Origin of the sequence: Burkholderia sp. D-99 (genome assembly GCF_011605345.1) — a bacterium.
In the GTDB taxonomy this organism is placed as follows: Bacteria; Pseudomonadota; Gammaproteobacteria; order Burkholderiales; family Burkholderiaceae; genus Burkholderia.
Window position 1 is genome coordinate 161,927 of the sequence record NZ_JAAOXM010000001.1, and the last position, 17,839, is coordinate 179,765.

4 protein-coding genes are annotated in these 17,839 nt (G+C 64.0%); 2 read left to right on the forward strand and 2 right to left on the reverse strand.

The features are described from left to right. Nucleotides 1–154: 154 nt before the first annotated feature. Nucleotides 155–13,030 carry a filamentous haemagglutinin family protein gene (locus tag HAV18_RS00735; RefSeq protein ID WP_166951361.1) on the forward strand — a complete coding sequence of 4,292 codons (12,876 nt, stop codon included), beginning with the start codon at nucleotides 155–157 and terminating at the stop codon, nucleotides 13,028–13,030. Between the two features lie 103 nt (nucleotides 13,031–13,133). Here the strand turns inward: HAV18_RS00735 and HAV18_RS00740 are convergent, their stop codons facing one another. Together HAV18_RS00740 and HAV18_RS00745 are read right to left on the reverse strand one after the other, a co-directional pair. Next, nucleotides 13,134–14,465 carry a substrate-binding domain-containing protein gene (locus tag HAV18_RS00740; protein WP_166951364.1) on the reverse strand — a complete coding sequence of 444 codons (1,332 nt, stop codon included), beginning with the start codon at nucleotides 14,463–14,465 and terminating at the stop codon, nucleotides 13,134–13,136. A 168-nt stretch (nucleotides 14,466–14,633) separates the two neighbouring features. Continuing rightward, nucleotides 14,634–15,977 carry a substrate-binding domain-containing protein gene (locus HAV18_RS00745; protein WP_166951367.1) on the reverse strand — a complete coding sequence of 448 codons (1,344 nt, stop codon included), beginning with the start codon at nucleotides 15,975–15,977 and terminating at the stop codon, nucleotides 14,634–14,636. Between the two features lie 641 nt (nucleotides 15,978–16,618). Between HAV18_RS00745 and gspF the strand changes: the two genes are divergently transcribed. After that, complete coding sequence (gspF, locus tag HAV18_RS00750) at nucleotides 16,619–17,836, forward strand: type II secretion system inner membrane protein GspF (RefSeq protein WP_166951370.1); 1,218 nt, start codon at nucleotides 16,619–16,621, stop codon at nucleotides 17,834–17,836. Nucleotides 17,837–17,839 lie beyond the last annotated feature (3 nt).

The window sequence follows — 17,839 nt, forward strand, 5'->3', positions numbered from 1 at the left end:
ACCCGCCATGCCGTTGCCATCGGGCCTTCGTATGTTCGTGTGATTCCAGTGACCGGGTTCGATCCCGGTCGCAACGACCCAGCGCGGCGACGGCTCGGTGCCGTTTTCGGCGCGAGCGTCGTCAAGCGCAATTTCATAGGATTCGGGGTGAAGAATGGCAGCACGCGCACGCACGGCACGACAACCTGACGCGACGGGCTTGCGCCCGGTCCTGAAATCGGAACTGCGGCCGCTGGTCCGGGCCGTGGCCTTGATGCTGCTGGCGGGCGCGTCCGCGCACGTGCAGGCGGCCGGCATCATGAACCTCGGGGCGGCGGCCGCGCGTGCGTCCGGCGGCGGCGCGGGTGGCGCCGGTGGCGCGCCGGGCATGCCGAATCTCGGCGTGTCGGCGCAGCAGGCGCTGCAGGCGAGCCAGCCGTCGATCCGCAACCTCGGGTATGCCGCACATGCGATCGCCGCGCAGATTGCCGCGCAGCAGAATGCGGCCGCGGCGGCGGCGAAGCTGCCTTCGACCGTGCCGAACGGGCTCGCGCCGGGCGGGCTGCAGGTGGCGAACGGCGTGACCTTCGTGACGGACGGCAACGGCAACCAGATCAGCCAGAACACGGATACCGGCAACCCGCTGCTGTGGGTCAACGCGAACGGACCGAAGCAGACCGTCGACAGCAGCGGCCACGTGAACGTCGACGTCAAGCAGACCGGGCAGAACGCAGTGCTGACGTGGGAGACGATGAACGTCGGCCGGCAGACGACGCTGAATTTCGACCAGTCGGCCGGCAACCAGACGAACGGTGCGAACAACTGGGCCGTGCTGAACCGGATCAACGACCCGAGCGGGCGGCCGAGCCAGATTCTTGGCAACATCACAGCGCAGGGGGCCGTGTATGTGATCAACCGCAACGGTGTGCTGTTCGGTGCGGGGTCGCAGGTCAACGTGCATTCGCTGGTCGCGTCGTCGCTGAACCTGCTCGACATGAAGAACCAGCTGGTGCCGACGCCGGCGGGCATCGTCGCGAGCAATCAGCAGTTCCTGAGCTTGCCGGCGGGGACGACCGGCGGGCTCGCTTATCCGGAGTCGGGGAGTTCGAGCGGGACGGTCGGGCCGGGGGGCAAGCCGAACGAGGTGCTGGGGCTCGGTAATCAGGCGCTGCTGATCGGGACGTATCAGGCGCCGGGCGACGTGACGATCGAGCAGGGGGCGTCGATCACGACGCATACCAACGGTACGGCGAGCGACGGCGGGTTTGTGCTGGTTGCGGCGCCGAACGTGACGAACGCGGGCAGCATTTCGGCGACGTCTGGGCAGGTCGTGCTCGCGGCGGGCGTGGGGGTGAGTCTGCGGCCGAACGGAGCCGGGACGACGGGCAACCCGCAAGTCCTGCTGCCGGAGTTGAGCGGGCAGATCGTGACGACGGATCTTCAGACCGGCAGTACGATCGACGTCACGCCGGCCGGTACGTTGACCAATACGGGCATCGTCCAGGCTGCCCGCGGCAACGTGAACCTGCTCGGCAGCCGCGTCGCGCAGAACGGCGTGGTGGGCGTGACGACGAGCGTGAACACGCCGGGCACGATCACGATCTCGACGGCTGACGAGTTTGCGTCGAACAATCCGCTGGGCAATCCGTATACGGGCACGATCCCGGTCACGGGCAACACCGGCGGCGCTGACAACATCAATCGCGCCGGTCTGCTGAGCTTCGGGCCGGGATCGGTGACGACCGTGCTGCCCGACAACAACGGCCAGACCGCGACGTCGACGCCGGGCACGACGTTCACGCCGGGCGGCATCACGATGACGGCCGGCTCTGTCTGGTTCCAGGGCGGTTCGCTGATCGAGGCACCGGGCTCGAACGTATCGGTGACGGCTTATGTACCGTCGATCGTGGCGAACAAGGTGCCGGGCCAGACCGCGGTGCCCGGCCGGATCTACGTGGACGACGGCGCGACGATCGACGTGTCGGGGCTGGCAAACGTGCAGGCGCCGATCTCGCAGACGCTCGTCACGATCGACCGGATCGGCCAGAACGAGCTGGCCGATTCGCCGCTGCTGCGCAACAGCTTCCTGTTCGGGCTGAAAGGCGCGGTCGTCGACAGCACGCTGTCGGGTACGCGCAGCGACGGCGTGCAGTGGGTCGGCAGCCCGATCCTGAACCTGTCGGGCTACGTGAACCTGATTCCGCGTACCGTCGACCAGTTGCTGACCAACGGCGGCACGATCACGCTGTCCGGCAACGAGGTGATGACCGCAGCGGGTTCGTCGATGAACCTGAACGGCGGGTATGTGCATTACAACGGCGGGATGGTCAACACGACGCGGCTCGTCGACGCCAACGGCGCGATCGTGCCGATCGGGCAGGCGAGCCCGTACGACAACTATGTCGGTATCGCCGGGCAGTTCGTCGAAAACCATCCGCGCTGGGGCGTGACGAAGTCCTGGTACAACCCGCTGCTGACGAGCGGCACTTACCAGTCCGACTATATCGTCGGCGGCAATGCGGGCACGCTCGACCTGTTCGCGTCGCAGGCGCTGGTGCTCGATGGCGACATCAGTGCGCAGTCGTTCGGTGGCGCGAAGCAGATGCAGGGCAATAGCCTGCCGTCCGGCGGCACGTTCAACCTCGGTGCGGATCCGAAACTGGCGGGTGGCGCGCTGGCCGGGATGACGTGGAACACCGTCGCCAACCCGACGATGACGTTCACCGGCATCTCGGGCTTCGCGATCCTGCAGGACAACGCGCCGCAACTCGGCGCGCTGATGCCGGGCTTCTCGATCGGTACGCCGATCGACAAGACCGCGTACCAGTCGCTGGCCGCCAACGATCCGAACAACCTGCTGACGACGCAGGTCGTGCCCGTTGCGAAGCTGAACAACGGCGGCTTCGCGAACCTGAACGTGGCGGAGGACAAGAACACCGGCAAAGGCATCGTGGTCGCGCAGGGCACGCAACTGAACCTGCAGCCGGGCGGGTCGATCTCGCTCAACAGCCCGGCGGCCGGTGCCGACGTGAACGTCGCGGGACGGCTGTCCGCGCCGTCCGGTTCGATTTCGATCACGAGCGGCGGCAATGTCGTCGTCGGGCCGCAGGGCGCGATCAATGCTGCAGGGCAGTGGGTGAACAACGACGTGCAGGCCGCGCCGGGCACGACGCCCGGCAACAGCCAGTTCATCAACGGCGGCAGCATTTCGTTGTCGGCGAAGCAGAATGCGACCTTCGTGAACGGCGTCGCCGTGGACGCGACGGGATCGATCCTGCTCCAACCGGGCAGCGTGCTCGATGTATCGGGCGGCGGCGAAATGCTCGCGAACGGCCAGTTGCTGATGCAGAACGGTGTGCCTGCAGGGCGCGGCGGCAACGTGGCGTTGCAGACCTATGCGGTACCGGCGGGGGGCGCGCAGTTCGGCGATACGGCTGACGGCGGCGCGAACATGCCGAATGCTCAGCCGACAGCCGGCACGATCGCGATGAACGGCGCGATCCTGAGCGAGGGCTTTTCCGGTGGCGGCACGATGACGCTGGGCGCGCTCGGCTTCAGGATCGGCGGAGCGCCGTCCGCGGCATCTCCGTGGGATGTGTACCTGCCCGAGAACTTCTTTTCCCGGCAGGGCTTCGGCAAGTATGTGCTGAGTGCGTACTACGACTCGACCGTCGCACCGGGCGCGACAGTTGCGCTGACACAACTGAACCGTATTCCGGACGTGCTGGCACTCCAGCAGACAGGCTCGGGCGCAAACCTGACGACGGCCGGCCTGACGACGATCGGCCAGCTGGACGCGTATCACCGGCAGCCCACGAGTCTGGCGGTGACGGGCGGTGGTTACGTGGCATGGCCGAACGCGGGAGGCACGGGATCGGTGTCGTATCCGGGCGTGACGGGCTCGGTCACGCTGTCGTCCGGTGCGTCGATCGACGCGGATGCCGGTGCGAGCGTCGCTTTGTCGTCGCCAACGCAGGTCACGGTGCTCGGGTCGGTGGTCGCGCCGGGCGGGGCGATCTCGCTGGGCGCGAACGCGGGCGGCATTGCGGCCGGGCAGAGCAGCCGGTCCGTCTGGCTTGGCCCGGATGCCACGCTCGATGTATCCGGTGTCGCGCTCGCCAATCCGCTCGCCGCGCCGGTCAAAGTTGGTGGAACGACTGTCGTGCCCAATTCCGGCAAGGTTCTGCCGGGCGGTTCGGTGACGCTGTCGAGCGATTCGGGCTACGTCGTTGCACAAGCCGGTTCGACGATCGATGTGTCGGGTGCGTCGGCGAACTTCGATCGTTTGCAGGCGAACGGCACCTATGCGTCACAGCCCGTCTGGAGCGATGCCGGCTCGATCACGCTGTCCGCCGCGTACGGCCTCTTCTCGGACGCGACGCTGGCCGGCCACGGTGGTGCGTCGCAGGCACGCGGCGGCACGCTGACGATCCTGCCGCATCAGAACAGCGGCTCGGCCGGCGCGACGGCACTCGTCGTGCGGCAGAGCGGGACGCTCGTACCCGCCGGACTTGCGCCGGGCCAGGATTTCTCGACCGCGATCGATCCGACCACCGGGCAGCCGATCGGCCAGCCGACGGGCGTGATCCAGTTCGCCGCCGATCGCCTGAACGGTTCGGGAATCGCGAATCTCGTGCTGGGCGACAGCACGCCGTCCCCGATTCCCGTGTCGGTGCCGCCGATCGTGTTTGCCGGTGATGTGAATCTGACGTTACCCGAATCGGTGACGCTGAATACCGGGCGAATCGCGGCAATCGGAATGGATCAGCTCTCGACGCTGTTGTCGACTCCGGCCCAGCCGGCTGGCGGCAATTCGGTGCTGGTGAACCTGCTCGCGCAGCCGCCGGCCCATCCTCTCGGCACGACGGTGACGATCAACGCGCCTTATGTCGCGCTTGCAGGCCCGATCGTAACCCCGTCAACGCCCGCATTCGTACCGGTCGCGACGCTGTCCGATGCGACGCTGAACGTCAACGCGTCGTTCCTCGACCTGCGCAATCAGTTCCAGCTGAACAACATCGGTCAGGCGAATCTGGCGAGCAGCGGCGATATCCGGCTGAGTTCGACCAGTGTGTCGCAGACCAGCAACGTGCTGCTGCCGGGCGAGCTGTACATGCCCGGCAATGTGACGCTCAACGCCGCGAGCCTGTATCCGGCCACCGGCAACACCTTCATCATCGACGCAGTCGGCCCGGTCGATTCGACCACCGGCAAGCCCGCGCCGACCACCGTCACGTTCGGCACGACCGGTTCGTCCGGCACGCCGCTGTCGGCCGGCGGCACGCTGCTTGTCGATGCAACGAACATCGTGCAGGGCGGTAACGTACGTGCGCCGTCGGGTACGCTCGTGTTCGGCGTCGGCGATCCGACGAACGCCGCGACACAGAAGCAGTTCGGCAACCTGCCGCTCGTCGCGACCGATTCGGTGACGTTCGCGAACGGCAGCGTAACGTCGGTTTCGAACGGCAGGTCGATCATTCCGTACGGCACGACGATCGACGGCGTCGAATGGCAGTTCAATCCGCTCGCGGGCACGACGGCATCGGACCTGAATGGGCCGCCCGCGAAGTACATCGGCGTGAACGGCACCAGCGTCGCGCTCAACAAGGGCGCGACGATCGATCTCTCCGGCGGCGGCGACCTGCAGGCCGCCGAATGGGTGCCGGGCACGGGCGGCACGCGCGACGTGCTGTCGCAATACAACGTGAGCTACGCGAGCGGCAAGGGTGCGACGGCGGTGCCGGTCAACGCGGGTGCCGGAAACGTCTATGCAATCGTGCCGGGCACACAATCGCCGGTGGCCGCATACGATCCGCTGTTCGCCCAGACCGTGCAGCCGGACGTCGGCAGCAACGGCACGCCGACGACGAAGACCTCGACACTCGGCGTCGGTCAGGCCGGGTTGAACGACGCGATCGGCAAGGCCGTGTACCTGTCCGGCGTGCCGGGCCTGGCGCCTGGCTATTACACGCTGCTGCCGGGCAAGTACGCGACGCTGCCGGGCGCGTACCGCGTGACCGTGTCGTCGGCGACGGGCAACGTCGTGCCGGGCGCGTCGCAGGTGCTGCCGGACGGCACGGTGATGGCGGCCGGGTACTTCGCCGATGCGGTGACGGGCGGCCGCAGCGCGACGCCGACGCTCTTCAACGTGCAGTCGGGTGCGACGTGGCAACAGTATTCGCAGTACACGCTGAAGGGCGCGAACGCCTTCTTCACCGCGCAGGCCGCGAAACAGGGTAACGTGACGCCGCCGCTGCCGGTGGACGGCGGCCAGCTCGTGCTGGCCGCGACGAAGGCGCTGACGCTCGGTGCGACGCTGAACGCCGCGGCTGGTACAGGCGGCGCACCGGCCGAGGTCGACGTCGCGTCGCAGGACATCCAGATCACCGGCAACGGCAGCGCGGCGCTGCCCGGTTATCTGCAGATCGGCGGCGACGCGCTCGATTCGCTGAACGCGGGCAGCCTGCTGATCGGTGGCACGCGCGCGGCGACAACGAAGGGCGTGACGATCACGCCGATCGCGAACAGCGTGGTGGTGTCGAACGATGCGAACTCGTCGCTGAAGGGCCCCGAAATCCTGCTCGTGACGAAGACCGACGCGAGCGGTACGGACCTGAATGCGGCGAACGGCTTGCGTGTCGACGCGGGTGCGTCGATCGTAGCGGCAGGCGATTATCCGGCGGCGAAGGATCAGCCGATCACGATCGCCGGCGACGGTGCGCTGCTGCGCGTGTCAAACGGCGCGATGGCGCCGCTCACGCGCACGGGCGGCACCGGCACGGGGCTGTTGACGGTCGGCGCAGGTGCGACGCTGTCGGGCGGTCAAGCGCTGATGCTTGATTCGTCGGGCAACCTGAAAGTTGACCCGAGCGCGGTGCTGTCGGCGAAGGCGATCACGGCGGACGGTTCGGCGATCACGTTCACCAATGCGAGTGGCGCGGCTGCTGCGAACCTGCCGGGCTTCGTGATCGATCAGGCGGGACTTGCGCAGCTTGCCAATGCGGATCTCGTGTCGCTGCGCAGCTACGGCGTGATGGGCTTCGTCGGCGACGTGAACGCGACGTTCGGCAAGAGCGTCGACCTGAGCGCAGGCACGTTCACGAGCGACGGCGGCCGCGTGACGCTGAACGGGCAGCAGATCGCGTTCACGAACGAGACGGGTGCGCCTAATGGCACGGTCACGCCGGGTAACGGCACGCTGACGGTCAACGCGAAGGAGATCGATTTCGGCACGGGCGCGAAGACGTTGAGCGGCTTCTCGTCGGCGAACATGACTGCAAGCGGCGGCATCGTCGGGCAGGGCACGGGGACGTTCGATTTCGGTGCGCTGCCGGTGACGCTCAATGCGCCGGTGTATCTCGCCGATACGAGTTCCGCGTCGACCGTGAAGACGACCGGCGCGCTGACACTGAACGGCGCGGCGGGCACGGCGTTGACGAAGACGCCGGTGGGCGGGGCGTGGAAATTCGTGGGCGGCACGCTCGCCGACAACGGTGCGACGATCGCCGCACCGGCCGGCAACGTGAGCCTCGAAGCGACCACCGGCAACCTGACGATCGGCGGCGGGTCGACGGTCAGTTCGGCCGGCGTCTCGAAGCAGTTCTTCGACGTCACGCAATACGCACCGGCCGGTTCGATCGTGCTGACTGCCGATGCAGGGACGGTCGATGTGCAGTCAGGCACGACGCTCGACTTCTCGGGCGCGAAGGGCGGGGGCGCGGCGGGCAGCCTGACGCTGTCGGCGCCGAAGCAGGTCGTGAATTTGAACGGCACGATCAAGGGTGGTGCGACGAACGGCTACGCGGGCGGTTCGCTGTCGCTCGACACCGCCGGCGCGGCCGATCTCGATTCGCTCGCGAAGACGCTCGCATCGAGCGGCGTGAACCAGTCGATTGCCGTTCACACGAAGTCGGGCAACCTGACGCTGTCGGCCGGCAACGCGCTGACCGCGCGCTCGGTGCAGCTGACGGCCGACGGCGGCGCGGGCAATGCGTCGGATACGGCAAACGGCAACGTGAACGTGCTGGGGACGATCGACGCGTCGGGCAAGGCGGGCGGGCAGATCAACCTGTACGGGCGCAGCGGCGTCGATGTCGAGGGCACGCTGCTCGCGCGCGGCTCCGATCCGACGCAGCGCGGCGGCAATGTGAATATCGGCACGAGCGCGGTGTTCGATCCGACCATCGCGAATCCGTACAACACGACTTATGGTTACGAGAATATCGACCCGTCGCGTTCGGGGCTGATCCGGGTAGGCGCGAATGCACTGATCGACGTATCGGGCGGAACGGCCGGCGGGTTGTCCGGCGGCACCGTGAATTTCCGCGCGCCGTTGCTTGCGGACGGCAGCGTCGACGTGCAGTTGCCGAATACGTTCAACAGCGGCAAGGGCATCGTCGGTTCCCGTGCAACAACGCTCGAGGCGTATGCGACGTGGAGCACGACCGACGCGACGTCGGGCGCGCAGCACTTCGACGGCATCGTCGATCCGGCCGGCTGGTACGACGGCAACGGGCATTTGCTGGGCGGCACGTTCACCGCGCAAGGCGCCAACCCGCCGACCTTCACGTTCGCACCGAACGCGAACGGCGACGGTGGCGGTACGCTGACAAACAACGCGACTGGCGCGCAGGTGACATTGACGGGCAGCGACGCGGACCAGGCCTCGCTGTATAACGGCGTCACGGCGATCGGTTTCCCGGGGATGAGCAGCGCGTACTTCGTGCCGACGACCGCGAACGCCGATCATCAGAATTTCTACGGCGGAGAGATCGTCAAGGCGAGCGACGGTACGCTGTCGATGACGCCCGGCACGCTGATGGGATTCATTCAGAGCGGGCTCGGCGCCAACGGGCCGACGCTGCAGGGATCGACGGCGAATATCGCGAATTTCCGCGTGGCGCCGGGGATCGAGTTCGACAATCCGAGCACGGCGATCAACGGCGGCAACATCTCGATCCTGTCGAACTGGAATCTCGGCGCAGGGCTGCCGAACAACAACGGGGTGATCGTGCCTTCGTATCGCTACAACGGAACGATCGCGCCGATGCTGACGTTCCGGGCGACGAACAATTTCGATGCGGAAGCGAGTATCACCGACGGTTTTTTCCAGAGCCAGGTCGCGACGATTCTGGGGGCGGCGGGGAATGCGTCGGCTACAGGGACGTATGCGGCGGCGCTGGCGTTGTACAACAGCTTGATGTCGCTGGATGATCCGACGTCGATCACCGTGCAATTTACCGATGGATCAACCCAGTCACTGACGTCGATCAGTAAAGATTCGACGAATCCGCTATACGACCCGAACGTTGCATTGACTGCGCCACTCCAGAATCAGGCGCCTCTGTACTACTCCGACTATCTGCAGTACGGCAATTCATGGGGTTCGTATTACGGATACTGGGCAAGCGGAAACTATGCATTTCACATCATGCCTTATGTCCCGCTGCGTGTCGCCGCTCCGGTGCTATCGAACTATGCGTCATACCAGGATTATGCGAACGCGTACTTTGGTCCAGGTTCCTGGTTGTCTGGGTATGGAAATAACACCGTTGCCGGAATAGTGCGAAACGGCGTGGTTTTCTATGAGAAATTTGGTACGCCGACGCCGCCGGTCATGTCGTCAAAGCCTGACGATTACGGACAGTACATCGCTTTATACGGGAACTATCTGTCGCGATTGACTTTCACGAAATCGCCCAATTTTGCGTTCGTTGATCCAAGGAACGCGTATAGCTTCTTCTATGCGCCTGCCTCTCCGCTGTCGATCCCTAACACGGGCGTCAACATCGGCGCATTGCCAGGCAATACGACGGCCAACGTTGCAACGAAAGACAACCCGCTGCCGATCAGCTATGCCGCATTGCTGGGTGGTCAAAGCACGGCATATCGCATCGTTGGCGGCGCAGATCTGGCAAGTGCCAATCCGCTCGCCGTACAGCCGGCCGCCGCATTGAATGTCGGCGGCACGCTTGCCGGAAACGTAATCCTGAACCAGCACACTGCTTACGTCGATTCGAATGGACTGACGTTGCTTCAGCCGACGACGATCCGGACGGGAACGGGGTCGATCGACATTGCGGCAGGCAACGATTTCACGCTGGCAGATGCCACTGCACCGGGGGTGGTGTATACCGCGGGGGCGCCTGCACAGGGTTCGCCGGCATTGGGACTAGCTTCGGCGGTGATGCACGGTAACCAGCCGGGTCTGCAAGACATTCTGGTCACGCCTGCAGTGAACCCGGATTCGGCCGGCGACATTTCGATTCGTGTGCAGGGTGACATCAATGGCGTTCAGAACGTTACCGACGCGAATGGCGCAGTGACGGGCAGGGCGGGTAACAGCATCGGTCAGTACTGGTGGCAGTGGATGCAGATCACTGCGGGACACACCTCGGATGGCTTTTCCGTCCAGGCTCCGCTGTCACGGACTTCGATCGATTTCGGCGCATTCGACCAAGGCGTGATGAGCGTTGGTGGCAATGTATCGATCAGCGCTGGCGGCAACATATCGGACCTGGCCGTGTCGGTGCCGACTACGTGGTACCTGAACGGCAGTGGCAAGCCTGTTACTGTTGGCGGTGGAAATCTGACAGTGCGAGCTGGCGCCGATATTCTCAGTGGTGACTACTTTGTCGCAAAGGGAACGGGGACGATATCGGCTGGCGGAAGTATTGGTTCGGATATCACAACCGCGTCCCGGGCGCTTGGCTGGACGTCGATGGCAGTATCGACAGTGCTTGCGGCGCAGGACGGAGTATTCGACGTTGTTGCGCGCCAGGGCGTGGATATCGGTGCCGTATTGAATCCGTCTTATGCGAGCAGCTATACGCAGAGCGGTGGGCAACCGACACCTATCGTCACACTCGCCAATTACGGCCAGTATCCTGACGGCCAGGGCTATTCGCCGACTTCAGCGGTCAATGTGATCTCCACGACCGGTGACGTCCGGCTCGGCACTCTTGGCGATATGTGGACCGGCGCGAATGGTGTGCTGCCCGCCAGCGTGAATCTGACCGCGTTCGGCGGCGCGATCGATATCCAATCCGGAGGCGCGCTTTATCCGTCGGCCGTTGGCCAGTTGAATCTGGTCGCGAACCAATCGGTTTACCTGTCCAATGTAGCGGCCAAGCGGACCAACTCCACATTGCCCAATACGTTTGGTCTGTCCGACGCCGATCCTTTGCAGATGCCGTCGCCGACGAACCCACGAGTGAATTACGCCATTCCGGCGTTGACGGACGTGACGCTTGCCGCGCATGCGACCAGAGCACTTCACAGCAACGATACACTTCCCGCGCGGATCTACGGCCTGAATGGAAGCATCATCAACGGCGGGATCGATACGTCGGGTATTGGCGACGGCTTTTACCAGAATCTCGTCACGCTTGCGATCGACAAGCCCGCGCTTCTGCAGGCGGGGCTGGATATCGTCAACCTGGCGCTCTGGGGGCAGAACCTGCGTAATTCCGATGTGACACGTGTCGTTGCTGGGCGGGATATTTACGACACACCGATTTCGACGATTGGCGGCGCAGTGCCGGTACTTGCTATTGGAGGACCGGGCTGGTTCGATGTGCAGGCTGGGCGCAACATTGGTCCATTGACGAGCCAGGGCGAGTTGTACAACAGGAAAGCGAACACTGGAGCGCTCACGCATCCGTTCACAGGCATCGATGCAGTCGGCAACTCGAACAATCCGAACCTGCCGCACGAGAGCGCGAACGTCAACGTGCTGTTTGGCGTCGGCCCCGGCGTCGATCTGCCGGGGTTCATCTCGACCTATATCGCGCCGGGCAGCTCGGTTGCCGGCGTGCCGAATGCGACGCCCGCGTTGATCGCTTTCATGGAGCAGTACGATGCGGGGCTTGGCGTTGATACGGGACTGCAGGCGGACAAGGACGCCGCGCTTGCCAGGGTCGGACGGTTGACAGCCGGCGACGCGTGGAAGCAATTCAAGGCATTGCCGTCTTACGTACAGCAGCTTTTTGCGGAAAAGGTACTGTTCGGCGTCCTCGCGCAAGTCGGTGCGGACTTCAATGATCCAGCGAGCCGGTACAACGGCCAGTATTCGCGAGGTTATCAGGCAATCAACACGCTGTTCCCCGCTTCTTTTGGCTACACGGCGAACAATCTGGGCGGCGGTTCCAACGGGGCGAACAAGTCGGCGAACACGGGCAACCTCGACATTCGTAGCACGACGATCCAGACGCAGCAGGGCGGCGACGTGACGATCCTCGGCCCGGGCGGGCAGGCGCTCGTCGGCAGTACGACGGCGCCGCCGCAGATCATCAACAGTGACGGGGCGGTGGTAGCGGGCCCCGGAACGATGGGAATCTTGACGCTCGAAAAAGGCAACGTCGACATCTTCACCGATCAGAGCGTGCTGCTCGCGCAGAGCCGGATCTTCACCGAGCAGGGCGGAGATATGACGATCTGGAGCTCGAACGGCGACATCAACGCGGGCAAGGGCGCGAAGACGTCGGCCGATACGCCAGCGCCGCAGTATGTATGCGATGCGAATCATTACTGTACGGTCGATTCGCGTGGTCAGGTGACGGGAGCGGGTATCGCAACGCTGCAGAGCATACCGGGTGCGCCGAAAGGCACGGTCAATCTGATTGCGCCGCGCGGCACCGTCGATGCAGGCGACGCGGGCATTCGTGCAGGCAACCTGAACGTCGCCGCGTTGCGTGTGGTGAATGCCGACAACATCCAGGTGACGGGGAAGGCGACGGGTATTCCGCTTGTTCAGGCGGTGAATACGGGCGCGCTCACCGCTGCGAGTTCCGCTGCGTCGGCGGCGAGTCAGGTCGCGCAGGACATCGCGAGAAACAATGCGTCGGGCGTTGCCCCGCGCCGCTGGACGATCAGCGTGCAGGTCGAAGGTTTCGGGGACAACGGTCCGGACGGTGGGTCCAAGCGGCGCAAGTCGGAGCAGGTTGGCTACGATTCGTCCAATGCGGTTTCGCTACTGGGGTTTGGTGCGGCGGGTCCGACTCAACGGACACTGCTCAGCAAGGACGAGCTCGGGAAGCTGGACCGGTTCTGACCAGGCTGAATCAATATCGATCTAACCGGACGGAATTAGAATGCCCCGCCTCGAACGCTTGAGGCGAGGTCAACAGGACACGTCGAATCAGTGATGTTTTGGATTAACGGCCGGTGTACAGAAGAGGGCAAATCGATGTGTTGCCGATGTCAAGGTAGTTCGCGTTCGTGTTGCCCAGGATGTTCGCATAGATCGCGGTCGTGATGTTTGACGGCACGGTATCGAAGCCATTGCCATGCACGACCGATGCGTAGCTGGCGTTCGTGTAATGGTTGTTCAGGAAGCTTTGAACATTCGACGTCACCGTCGGATCGGAATAGCACTGGCTCAGGATGATCTGGCTCGTGCCCGATACCGGATAGCCGGAGGCGGGGTTGGCCAGCGCATTGTACGCGGGGCCGGAGACCGGCACCCACGCATTCGGATCGGCAGGGTTCGACGGTGCCGAGATCGTGCCGAGTGCCATTGTCGCGTTCGCGTACGTCGGTGCGTAGTACACGCTGTTCAAGGAGTTGTACAAGCTGGCGATCGGAAGCTGCAGCGCGCCCGACGACGTCACGACCGTGCTTTGCGACGCGAGGAACGTGTTCGTATAGGCCGGGCTCAGGTACGCGAAGGCGGCCGTGCCGGCCGACCACAGCGATCCGAGTGATCTGCGAATACCGCTGTCACCCGACGCAGCGACGAAGTTTGATGGCACGCCGGAGGGGAAAGCCCATGTGTTCGCGAACGTCAGCGAATCAACGAAGGTAACACCCCTCGCCGTATATATGTTGTTCTTGCAGACAGCGGCGAGGTGGCGGGTCAGTAGTTCGGTCGTGCCGCTACTATCCGAGCGATAGACGACCGTTATTGGCGTACGGGCCGTCGTGTAAGGCGTGCCCGTTTCCGGATTGATTACCTGTCGCCAGTCTGTGAACTGGCCCGAGAAGATGCCGCATAGGTCGTTGTCGTTCAGCGCAATGCTGTGCGCCTGCCCCGGCGTCGTTTGCGGCGTCCTCGTGCTCGTCACGGGCGGGCCGTTGACGACCGGCACCGTGATGGCCGTGACGATGTAAGGGATCTGGATCAACGGGCCGTCCGTCGGTCCGCGCCCGGTGTTGTCGTATGACTGGACTTGCGCCGTTGTCAGCGGAGCTTCGCTGGTAGCAAAGTGAACCGCGCCCGTGGCGCCCTGGCCGAAGAATGTCGGCTGGTTATTCAGGAACGCGTTCTGGCCGGCGTCCAAGCCTACGGCGTAGTACGTGAATGTCCCTCCGGCCGTGCCGAATAATCCTATCTCGCTTGCAGGATTGCTGGTGCTGCCGAACAGCGGCGCGACAAGCGAAGATCCTCCGCCTTGAACGATCGGTCCGGCGGCAGCGGCGAGCGACGATCCGGCGATCGGAATGATCCCGGCCAGAATGCGGCAGATTGCACGTTTGGTGAAATTCATAAGGATTCCAGTGTTGTGGTATCGGGGAAGCCGGCGAGAAGCGCGTTCGACAAGAGTCAACCTCGCGCCGTTGGTATCGAGCGCCCTGAAACGACGAATAAAAAAAACGACCTCGATTGCTCGAGGTCGGTGCACTGTAGTGCCGTGTATTGCAGGATCTGCTGTCGATTACCGACCGGTGACGAAAGTGCAGACCGATGCGTCGCCGATGTCCAGGTTGTTCCCGCTCGTGTTGCTCAGGAAGTTCGCGGAGATCGCGGTCCGGAAGTTCGACGGCACGGTATCGAAACCGTTGCCGTGAACGATCGACGCGTAGTTGGCGGCCGTGTAGTGGTTGTTCAGGAAGGACTGAACATTCGAAGTCACCGCCGAGTTTGCATAGCACTGGCTCAGGATGATCTGGCTCGTGCCCGAAACCGGATAGCCGGCAGCCGGGTTGGCCAGCGCAACGTATGCCGGGCCGGAAACCGGCACCCACGCATTCGGATCGGCAGGGTTCGACGGTGCCGAGATCGTGCCCAGTGCCGTCGTCGCGTTTGCGTACGTCGGCGCGTAGTACGTGCTGTTCGACGAGTTGTACAGGCTGGCGATCGGAAGCTGCAGCGCGCCCGACGACGTCACGACCGAGCTTTGCGATGCGAGAAACGTGTTCGTGTAGTCCGGGCTCAGGTATGCGACGGCGGCCACGCCGGCTGACGACAGAGACGCGAGCGAACCGCGGACGCCGGTCACGACACCGTTGACGATCGGGCCGCTGCCCGAAGCGCCGATGAAGTTGCCCGGCACCCCGGACGGGAATGCCGACGTGTTCGCGAACGTCAGCGAATCGACGAACTTGACGCCAGACGCCGTGTTGCTGGTCGTACAGACTGCGGCCAGGTGGCGGGTCAGCAGTTCGGTCGTGCCGCTGCTGTCCGAGCGATAGACGACCTTGATCGGGGCGTTCGTCGAGTAGAGACCGCCTTCCGGATTGGCGACCTGGTTCCAGTTCGTCAGCTTGCCCGAGAAGATGCCGCACAGGTCGTCGTCGTTCAGCGCGATGCTATGCGCCTGACCGGGCGTCGTTTGCGGCGTCTTCGTGCTCGTTACCACCGGGCCGTTGACGACCGGCACCGTGATGGCCGTGACGATGTACGGGATCTGGATCAGCGGGCCGCTGTTCGAACCGACCGTGCCGGCGTTGTACGCCGTGACTTGCGCCGTCGTCAGCGCGGCATCGCTGTTCGCGAAGTCGACCGTGCCCGTGACGCCTGCGCCGAAATACGTCGGCTGGTTGTTCAGGAACGCGTTCTGGCCGGCGCCCGAGCCGACCGAGAAGTACGTGAACGTGGCGTTGTTGACGCCGTACAGACCGATTTCACCCGAAACCGGCGAATTGGCACCGATCGTCGGCGCGACGAGCGACGAACCGCCACCTTGAATCAGCGGGCCTGCGGCCATCGCGAGGGATGCACCCATGCCCGAAACGACGAGAGCGAGGACTTGACAGATCTTGCGCTTGCTGGATTTCATGAGAAATTTCCTTGGACGAAGATAAACGGAACCCCTGCTACTGCGGTTTGAATACTTGTGGACCGCCGGGTAAATGTAGGGGGAATTCCTTATGACGCGTGTGAATTTTTAATAACGAATGGTACGGAACATTTTTGGCGATATTGCCAACGCGTTATCCGGATTGGAGGGCGCGAAATCGAGATCGATTCGCGTAACGAGCGATTCCCAGATGGTGGGAAGGCGGCGGCCTGATGTGGCGCCACGCCGGCCCCGCTGGCGTGTTTGTTCACACGACAGCGCTATCTCAACATCAAGTCGGTTTCGTGGCAGATGCTACGGAACATTTCTTCCAGAGGCGAATCGATCATTCGGTTGAGATATTCTTGAAATTGATCGAATTTAATTATTCGAAAATCATTGGATCGTGATCGCTGGATGGTTAACGATCGAATAATTGATGTCATCTCTCAGAATGAAATCGTTTATCCAATATAAGAACAGCGACCGGAAGTAATAAAGCCCGCCAAACCCCAAAAAAGGTAGCCCAACATCCGTCACAAATCTGCGCCGGTTCACTCCTTAGTCTTCCCCGACGACTCCGTCCGACTCGTTGCACGACGTCGCCGGGAAAGTCGCACACGTGACCCGAGGGCAGTGACATGTCGGCATTCCGCTACGAAGCGATCGATCCCACCGGCCGCACGCTGAAAGGCGTGCTCGAAGCCGACAGCGCACGCGCCGGGCGCAGCCATCTGCGCACGCAAGGCCTCACGCCGCTCGTCGTCGAACTCGCCGCGCAGCGCCTGCACGGCGAACGTCATCAACGCCTGTCGCTCGGCCGCAAGCTGTCGCAGCGCGAGCAGGCGATCCTCACGCGCCAGCTCGCGAGCCTGCTGGTTGCGGGACTGCCGCTGGACGAATCGCTGTCGGTGCTGAGCGAGCAGGCCGAGCGCGAATACCTGCGTGAGCTGATGGCGTCGATCCGCGCGGAAGTCGTCGGCGGCCATTCGTTCGCGAACGCGCTCGGCCAGCATCCGCGCGATTTCCCCGACATCTACCGCGCGCTCGTCGCGGCCGGCGAGCACACGGGCAAGCTCGGCATCGTGCTGTCGCGTCTGGCCGACTACATCGAACAGAGCAATGCGCTGAAGCAGAAGATCCTGCTGGCGTTCACATATCCGGGCATCGTCACGCTGATCGCGTTCGGCATCGTCACGTTCCTGCTGAGCTACGTGGTGCCGCAGGTGGCGAACGTGTTCACCAGCACGAAACAGCAGTTGCCGACGCTGACGGTCGTGATGATGGCGCTGTCCGATTTCGTGCGGCACTGGTGGTGGGCGTCGCTCGCGGGAATGGTTGCGGTTGTGTTCGCGATCCGCAAGGTGTTGTCGCAGGAAGGGCCGCGACTGAGGTTCGATCACTGGCTGCTCACCGCGCCGCTCGCCGGCAAGCTCGTGCGCGGCTACAACACGGTGCGCTTCGCGAGCACGCTCGGCATCCTGACGGCCGCCGGCGTACCGATCCTGCGCGCGTTGCAGGCGGCCGGCGAGACGCTGTCGAACCGCGCGATGAGCGCGAACGTCGACGATGCGATCGTGCGCGTGCGCGAAGGCTCGGCACTGTCGCGTGCGCTCGCCCACACGAAGACGTTTCCGCCGGTGCTGGTGCACCTGATCCGCTCGGGCGAGGCAACCGGCGACGTGACGACGATGCTCGACCGCGCATCGGAAGGCGAATCGCGCGAGCTGGAGCGCCGCACGATGTTCCTGACGAGCCTGCTCGAACCGCTGCTGATTCTCGCGATGGGCGGCGTGGTGCTCGTGATCGTGCTCGCGGTGATGATGCCGATCATCGAGCTGAACAACATGGTGCAGTGATGC